Raw genomic sequence first — 7,512 nt, 5'->3', positions numbered from 1 at the left:
CCTGCAGGCAGCCCCGGCCCGCCAGGCACGCCTCAACGATTTAGAGGCCACACCCCACACCCGCCTGTAATATCTCAGCAAAAAACATCAAAAAGACAGACCAGACACAGAACTTACAGCCACTCAGCACAACACAAAAAACCCCGCTACTTGCAGCGAGGCCTGTTCGCGTAAGACCGGTGAACCGCAGAAAGGAAGACAAGGTTATTCCGCCCGGATGGCGGAATAAGGCGAACCGAGGCATGGATGCCGAGTCGAGCCGGCCGCAGGCTGACTGCCCGGAGGTGAACGCAGTGCGCAGCACCGGTCGCCCGCGAAAAACCGGATTGTTAAGGGGCGGGCCCCTTAACACGTTCACTGGCTGTGAAGCCACATTAACCACATCACTTCAGGTGAACGGAAACAACTACACTGCAAGTGAACGAAAATACCCACACCCGGTGAGCGTACTACACTGCACCGGTCGCCCGCGAAAACGGGGATTGCAAAGGGGGCGAGCCCCCTTTAGCCCGTTCACAGGCTGTGAAGCCACATTAGCCATATCACCTCAGGTGAACGGAACCCGCGGTACTGACCCCACTGGAAGTGAACGGAAACAACTACACATGACACCATGCAAAGTGAACGAAATATTCATTCAACCTGGTTAATTCTGTCCCCGCAGATAAAAATTTTCAGGCAGACAAAGCTAACTGATAATTGTTCGCCAACCTAATATCATAGTGTTTTTTATAATATGCTCTTCCATTATAAATATATGCAACTCTTCTCCATGATTTCTGCTGTAATGCATTCAGTAATGAGTTGTCACTGTTAATGAAGTTGATAAAAGAGTAAAATTGCCCATCAATTGTTTTCATTCCTGAAATAAATTGCTGTATGGAATTAAATCCACATCTTTTGTAATAGCGACCTAATATTTGAAATGCTCCCCACGATGCAGATTCAAGAGCAGCATTCTCATCTAATTTTCTGGCTTCATCTAATCGAGTATATTGTTGATTGTAAGTACCATAATGAGGATACGGTTCTTTAGCTGATATATCCGGATGTGAGACATCGAAACGATTATTTGTTAAGGAAGAGAATATGTGTCTCTCATAAAGAATATATGGTTTTCCTGGTGATAAAAAAGGACTGCCTTTGGTTTCTGTCATGGCAATCGCTTTAACTGCAGCAACTTCACATTTTAAAGTATGGGCTGCTTCAATAAAGTAATCTTCTGTAATAACATTGCCTGATGAGTGAAATTGAGGGACAATATTTTTTTCTTGTTTCTTAAAATGTAACGACCTCAGAGTTACTCCATGTGGAGAGATAATTCCATCTGGAGGGTCTAATTTGACAACGCTGGCCTGATATTGTCTTATTCTTTCGATGGTCTTTGGACCCACGATACCATCAACAGATAATTTATCAGACCGATTTTGCGTAGCACTGTTCAATAGTGCCTGGATGGTTCTGACATCCTGTTTTTGATTCAACTGTCCAAGACCGACAGGAAATCCTATTTGTATATGTTCCATTTTTTATTTCTTATTCAGGGAGATATTTTTTTATATATTTATATCCGTAAAGCGTATCGTCATCGTCCGATGTCAACACCTGCGCATTACCCAGATAGTTTTCAATTGGTTTTGTTTCATTTGTACATTTTAATATGCTGACAAGATTGCTTGCTTTCCAGATGGCTACACCGCTTTGTACTTTCTGTGCCGCGTCTTTACTGGTAAAAACAACATATGAATATGTGCCGTTTATAAATCGTAAGTAAGATACCTCACCACCCCCGGGCGCCAAAAGATACGCATTGCGGATTGAATCAATGTCCTTATGCTCCACAGGCAGGCGGAGATCTGTATGATCAACTGTGCCATATTGATAAACCGGCGTTCCAGTGTCGTTTACACTTATTGTAAGTGTTTTGTTGTTTTTTAAGTGGCAAATAAAATCTTCTGCATGACTGACACTGCAAAACATGACTGCAGAAAGAAATGCTATTGTTTTTTTCATACCAGACTCTTAGAGGAAATTTCGATAAAATAGTAATGCGAAGCTGTTGATATAAACTAAGAATAATCTTAATTATGAATTGATATGCTAATTATTAACAAAATAAATAATATGAAACAATCTGATTTATTTGGAATTATAAATTATATTGTGCAATTCAAACCCACTCGTTTGTAAGCCTGACTCTATCAACAAGGAAAGCAGACAGTACACAAATCCTCCAGCCACACCACACAACACAAAAAAACCTGCTACTTGCAGCGAGGCCTGTTCGCGTAAGACCGGTGAACCGGAGAAAGGAAGACAAGGTTATTCCGCCCGGATGGCGGAATAAGGCGAAACGAGGCATGGATGCCGAGTCGAGCCGGCCGCAGGCTGACTGCCCGGAGGTGAACGCAGTGCGCAGCACCGGTTGCCCGCGAAAACGGGGATTGCAAAGGGGGCGAGCCCCCTTTAGCCCGTTCACAGGCTGTGAAGCCACATTAGCCACATCACTTTAAGTGAACGGAACTTTCACCACACTGACACAGTGAAAAGTGACCAGAAATAACCAACCAGGCGAACGCCCCCACCACCAACTACAAATCCGCCAGCGTCGCCACCATCACCGCTTTAATGGTATGCATCCGGTTTTCAGCCTGGTCAAACACAATACTATTCGCAGACTCAAACACCTCATCTGTCACTTCCATGCCGCCCACCAGACCATATTCCTCAGCCATCTGCTTACCTGTAGTAGTCTGGTCATCATGAAACGCAGGCAGGCAGTGCAGGAATTTCACATCCGGGTTGCCGCTCAACGCCAGCATCTGCGCATTCACCTGGTAAGGTTTTAACAACGCAATACGTTCAGCCCATTTAACTTTGGCTTCGCCCATCGACAACCACACATCGGTATAAATGAAGTCTGCACCTTTCACGCCACTGGCAATATCTTCTGTCAGGGTAATATTCCCACCATTAGCTTTTGCCAGTGCCAGGCACTCGGTTACCAGTTGTTCGTCTGGCCAGCAGGCTTTAGGGGCCACCAGGCGCAGGTCCAGCCCGGTTAATGCCGCCGCTTCCAGCATGGAATTCCCCATGTTATTGCGGGCATCTCCGGCATACACCAGTGCCATCTGGTTAAATGCTTTACCAGGCAGGTGCTCCTGCATAGTCAGTAAATCAGCCATCAGCTGCGTGGGGTGAAATTCATTGGTCAGGCCGTTCCACACGGGAACACCCGCGTATTGGGCCAGTGTTTCGACAATTTCCTGGCCGTGGCCACGATACTGAATGCCATCGTACATGCGGCCCAAAACCCGGGCGGTATCTTTAATGGATTCTTTATGGCCAATTTGGCTGCCACTCGGGCCAATCCAGGTTACGCGGGCGCCCTGGTCGTATGCGGCAACTTCGAAAGAGCACCGGGTGCGCGTGGAGTCTTTTTCGAAGATGAGCGCGATGTTTTTTCCCTGCAGGTGCTGTGCTTCTGTGCCGTTTTTCTTGTCGTGTTTTAATTTGGCGGCCAGGGCCAGTAGTTCGTGTAATTGGCTGGGTGTGAAGTCGAGCAATTTCAGAAAGTGTTTCTTATAGAACCAGGACATTTTTGCCTCACATGGTCAAAACCACTAGTTGAATTAAAATTCACTTTATATGTATGAATATTCATTTTCAACCCCGAGGACAGAAATCTTTGCACATGAGAGTGGAGGCAAGGCCCCGGCTGTGGGAGAATAGCGCCGTATGCCAACTTACGGAGGCTCTCTTATGGCAAACCCTGAACTGCTGGACGAACAACGCGAAGAAACGCGTTTGGTTATTGAAGAATTACTGGAAGATGGCAGCGACCCGGATGCGCTGTACACCATTGAACACCACCTGTCCGCAGATGACTTTGAGAGTCTGGAGAAAGTGGCTGTGGAAGCCTTTAAACTGGGTTATGAAGTAACCGACCCGGAAGAACTGGAACTGGATGGCGGCGAAGTGGTTATTTGCTGCGATGCCATCAGTGAATGTGCTTTAAACGCTGAGCTTATCGACACCCAGGTTGAACAGTTAATGGATCTGGCTGAAAAATTCGAAGTGGAATATGACGGCTGGGGAACTTACTACGAAGACCCGAATGGCGAAGACGGCGACGATGACGATGATGATTACGTGGATGAAGACGACGACGGCGTCCGCCACTGATTCATGATAAAGCGGCGGGGTAACCCGCCGTATTAAGCCTGGAACCGTTAGATGACTTACCCCGAAATTCTTGCCCCCGTATTACAATTTCTCCACTGCACCACACCCGAAGCCTGGTTACAAGAAGCCCGTAAACCAGAAAATTTACCGTTGCTGCTGACCGACCACATGGTGTGCGAGCTGAAAGCTGCACAAACCGCCATGTTGCTGATTCGCAAGTATGTGGCCGATTCACAAGGTGCGGCGATGCTGCTTGAGTGGCTGAAGCCTTACGAAGCGTTTACTTTCCGCGAAGGCCCCGAGCCCGATTTTATCGCGTTGCATAAACAGATCAGTAAAAGCGCCATGCCACAAACCAGTTCCCCCTGGGAGCAGGCACTTATCGACCGCATGGTGTTACTTATCAAAGAAGAATTACACCACTTCTGGCAGGTAAGGGAAGCCATGGTGGCGCGGGGTATCCCGTATGTGAAAATAACGGCCAGCCGCTATGCTAAAGGGTTACTGCGTAGTATCCGTACTCACGAGCCAGTGATGCTGGTAGATAAACTGATTTGTGGCGCTTACATAGAAGCGCGTTCCTGCGAACGTTTTGCCGCACTGGCTCCCTGGCTGGACGGTGACCTGCAAAAATTTTATGTCTCTTTGCTGCGTTCGGAAGCCCGCCATTACCAGGATTACCTGGCACTTGCCCAACAAATATCAGAGGATAATATTCAGGCTCGCGTACAGGAAATTGGCGAAGCCGAGGCCGCATTGATACAGTCGGGAGATCCCGAATTCCGTTTTCATAGTGGCGTACCGGTCAGCCGGGTTTAATTGAGCATTATAGTATTTTCAGCATACGGACTTCGCAATCGACATGGCCGGTGCAGCCCATTGCATGCTCAATATGTTTAAAGCCCAGGCGCTCATATAACCCAATAGCCTGTGTCAGTGAACTTGTTGTTTCCAAATAACACTGGTGGTAACCCTGCTGTTGCGCAAATTCCAGCGCCTGGATCGCCAGTTTTTTTGCCAGCCCTTTCCCGCGCGCGACAGGCAGAAAATACATTTTCTGTAATTCACAGGTATCGCTGGCACCACCAGCCAGCGGTGCCAGCCCACCACCACCAACAACGCGCCCCTGGTGCTCAACAACCCAGTAGATATGCCCCGGCTGGCTGTATAGCTGATATAGTGCATCCAGATTAGGGTCTGCAACGGTATAGCCTTTATCCGCTGTTAACCCATATTCGGCAGATACCTGACGAATAACATTTGCGATAGCCGGGTTATCTTCTGCGGTTATTTCACGTGATATGAACTCTTCACTGCTCATTATTTTCTCTTAAGAATTGTCTGAATTATTTTGGCTATTAATTAATATCAGCCCTGCTAATAACATTAGTTGGTGCGAATGACAACCCCGTTAATCCAGGTATATTTCTTTTTGTAAATACACTTTACAATAAAAAGGCCTGAATGCACACAGAGAAAATATATCTTCTTAACTCATTGTTTTTATTTAAATTTTAACTAAGGATTGTTATGTCAGACGTAAATGACGGGATGGTAAACAGCCCGGCTCGTGCTATGTCCTTCAAAGGTACGGGCGGTGAATTTTTTGTTATCTGGCTGGTAAACGCTATTCTGACCACCATTACTCTTGGGTTGTTCCTCCCCTGGGCCTTTGTTCGTTCACGCCGTTATTTCTATGAAAACACAGAATTAGCCGGTAAAAAATTTGCTTATCATGCAACAGGCAAATCTATTCTGGTCGGCTGGCTGTGTATCGCCGTGTTATATGGCATTTTCTTGGTGAATATCGCCCATAACAATGCTGTATTGTCATTGATTATGATGCTGTTGTTTATACTGTTTTCCCCATGGTTGATCATGCAGGGCCTGCGTTATCAGGCCATGATGACCACACTGAATGGTGTGCGTTTTAACTTCCGCACCAACCCGTTGCGCGCCTGGTGGGTGATGCTGGGTCAGCCATTGCTGATTGTGGTGGTTATGTCGATGCTCATTGCCTCTATTTTGAGTGTTATGGGTTCCGCAATGAGTGCAGGTATGGTTATTGGCGGCTCTGTATGTATTGCCTTAATTAGCCTTTTTAGCATTGTACTGATTCAGGGGCTTTATATTTCACAGTGGGGAAAATTACTGATTAATAATTTGCAGTACGGTAATGCAAAATTTGATGTAAGTCTTGAAACGAAGAAGTGTGGCATTATTGTAGCGAAGGCAATCGTGTTATTTATTCCTTTCATGATTGCAGCTGGCTACTTCATTGTTGCTCCTATACTGCATCTGGCGAAGTATTCCGGTAGCCCGGAAGACATTGTTCTGATGGCTGCCATGCAGTCTGCTGGTTCAATATTACTGGGGTATATCCTCTATATGCTGGGCATTCTGGTGTGCTATTGCTACGGTTATGTAGCAATACGTAACTATATCTATAGCCAGGCGAGCCTGCATAACGGCGCTATCCGTTTCCGTTCTACTGCACGTATTGGTGCGTTTGTTTGGCTGGTTGTCAGTAATCTGTTTGTGTGCAGCATTACTGCGTTTCTGGCTTACCCATGGGCGCGAGTTCGTGCGACACGTTATTTGCTGGAAAACACCCATGTAGAAGGGGATTTGGACCAGTTACCAGTGGAAGACCACAATGATAAGCCTGCGGCTGACCCGGCGAATTTGCTGGCACGTGGGTTGTCAGTGATGCAGTTTGTATTTTGATTAAAGGGGGCTTTGCCCCCTTTTTTGATCCCGGGAATTACGTGGGGTCTTGCCGGGTTTGTGTGCCAGGCTGGTTTGGATGAGTGTTATACAGGCTTTTGTTGCTTTGTGATGGGGTCTTTCACCTGGTGCCGGGGTGGTGGCTGTTCCGTTCACCGGAAGTGATGTGATTAATGTGGCTTCGCGGCCAGTGAACGGGCAAAGGGGGCTCACCCCCTTCGCAATCCCCATTTTCGCGGGCGACCGGTGCTGCGCACTGCGTTCACCTCCGGGCAGTCAGCCTGCGGCCGGCTCGACTCGGCATCCATGCCTCGGTTCGCCTTATTCCGCCGTCCGGGCGGAATAACCTTGTCTCCCTTTCTGCGGTTCACCGGTCTTACGCGACACAACCCTCGCTGCAAGTAGCGGGTTGTTTGTGTTGTCAGGTGTGGCTGTTGGATTTGTGCGTTGTCTGTTTTCTTTGATTCTTGCTGAGATATTACAGGCGGGTGTGGGTGTGGCCTCTAAATCGTTGAGGCGTGCCTGGCGGGCCGGGGCTGCCTGCAGGACGCAGGCAGAGCGACGGGAGGCAGGATGCCGACTCGGAGCGGTACCCGAACA

The 7,512-nt window shown here is 47.6% G+C and carries 7 protein-coding genes; 3 read left to right on the top strand and 4 right to left on the bottom strand.

What is annotated here, in order from left to right; genetic code table 11:
• Positions 1 to 674 precede the first annotated feature (674 nt).
• The 3 genes from DT73_RS20995 to argF all read right to left on the bottom strand — a co-directional run bounded on the left by DT73_RS20995 (position 675) and on the right by argF (position 3,599).
• Positions 675 to 1,526, bottom strand: a complete 852-nt coding sequence (locus DT73_RS20995) for an N-acetylmuramidase domain-containing protein (RefSeq protein ID WP_036114692.1) — start codon at positions 1,524 to 1,526, stop codon at positions 675 to 677.
• Between the two features lie 10 nt (positions 1,527 to 1,536).
• Positions 1,537 to 2,013, bottom strand: coding sequence for a hypothetical protein (locus DT73_RS20990; protein ID WP_036114691.1), 477 nt, complete (start codon positions 2,011 to 2,013; stop codon positions 1,537 to 1,539).
• A 578-nt stretch (positions 2,014 to 2,591) separates the two neighbouring features.
• Positions 2,592 to 3,599 (bottom strand): ornithine carbamoyltransferase, encoded by a 1,008-nt coding sequence (gene argF, locus DT73_RS20985; RefSeq protein WP_036114686.1) that lies wholly within the window; start codon positions 3,597 to 3,599, stop codon positions 2,592 to 2,594.
• A gap of 163 nt (positions 3,600 to 3,762) precedes the next feature.
• On the opposite strand from argF, the gene rraB reads away from it, so the two are divergent.
• Together rraB and miaE are read left to right on the top strand one after the other, a co-directional pair.
• Complete coding sequence (rraB, locus tag DT73_RS20980; protein WP_036114682.1) at positions 3,763 to 4,185, top strand: ribonuclease E inhibitor RraB; 423 nt, start codon at positions 3,763 to 3,765, stop codon at positions 4,183 to 4,185.
• 51 nt (positions 4,186 to 4,236) lie between these two features.
• Positions 4,237 to 5,004: a tRNA isopentenyl-2-thiomethyl-A-37 hydroxylase MiaE gene (gene miaE / locus DT73_RS20975; RefSeq protein ID WP_036114679.1), complete on the top strand. Its 768-nt coding sequence runs from the start codon at positions 4,237 to 4,239 to the stop codon at positions 5,002 to 5,004.
• A gap of 7 nt (positions 5,005 to 5,011) precedes the next feature.
• Here miaE and DT73_RS20970 read toward each other — a convergent pair whose 3' ends face one another.
• Entirely contained in the window at positions 5,012 to 5,506 is a 495-nt protein-coding gene (locus DT73_RS20970) for a GNAT family N-acetyltransferase (protein WP_036114676.1), read from the bottom strand.
• A gap of 209 nt (positions 5,507 to 5,715) precedes the next feature.
• Here DT73_RS20970 and DT73_RS20965 point away from each other — a divergent pair, with 209 nt between their 5' ends.
• A complete protein-coding gene (locus DT73_RS20965) occupies positions 5,716 to 6,912 on the top strand; it encodes a YjgN family protein (RefSeq protein WP_036114673.1) in 1,197 nt (398 codons plus the stop codon).
• The last annotated feature ends 600 nt before the right edge of the window (positions 6,913 to 7,512 follow it).

The sequence above is a fragment of the Mangrovibacter sp. MFB070 genome (genome assembly GCF_000705335.1).
Classification (GTDB): Bacteria; Pseudomonadota; Gammaproteobacteria; order Enterobacterales; family Enterobacteriaceae; genus Mangrovibacter; species Mangrovibacter plantisponsor.
The sequence above is the reverse complement of the archived record's forward strand: the minus strand, read 5'-3'. Positions and strand labels throughout refer to the sequence as shown.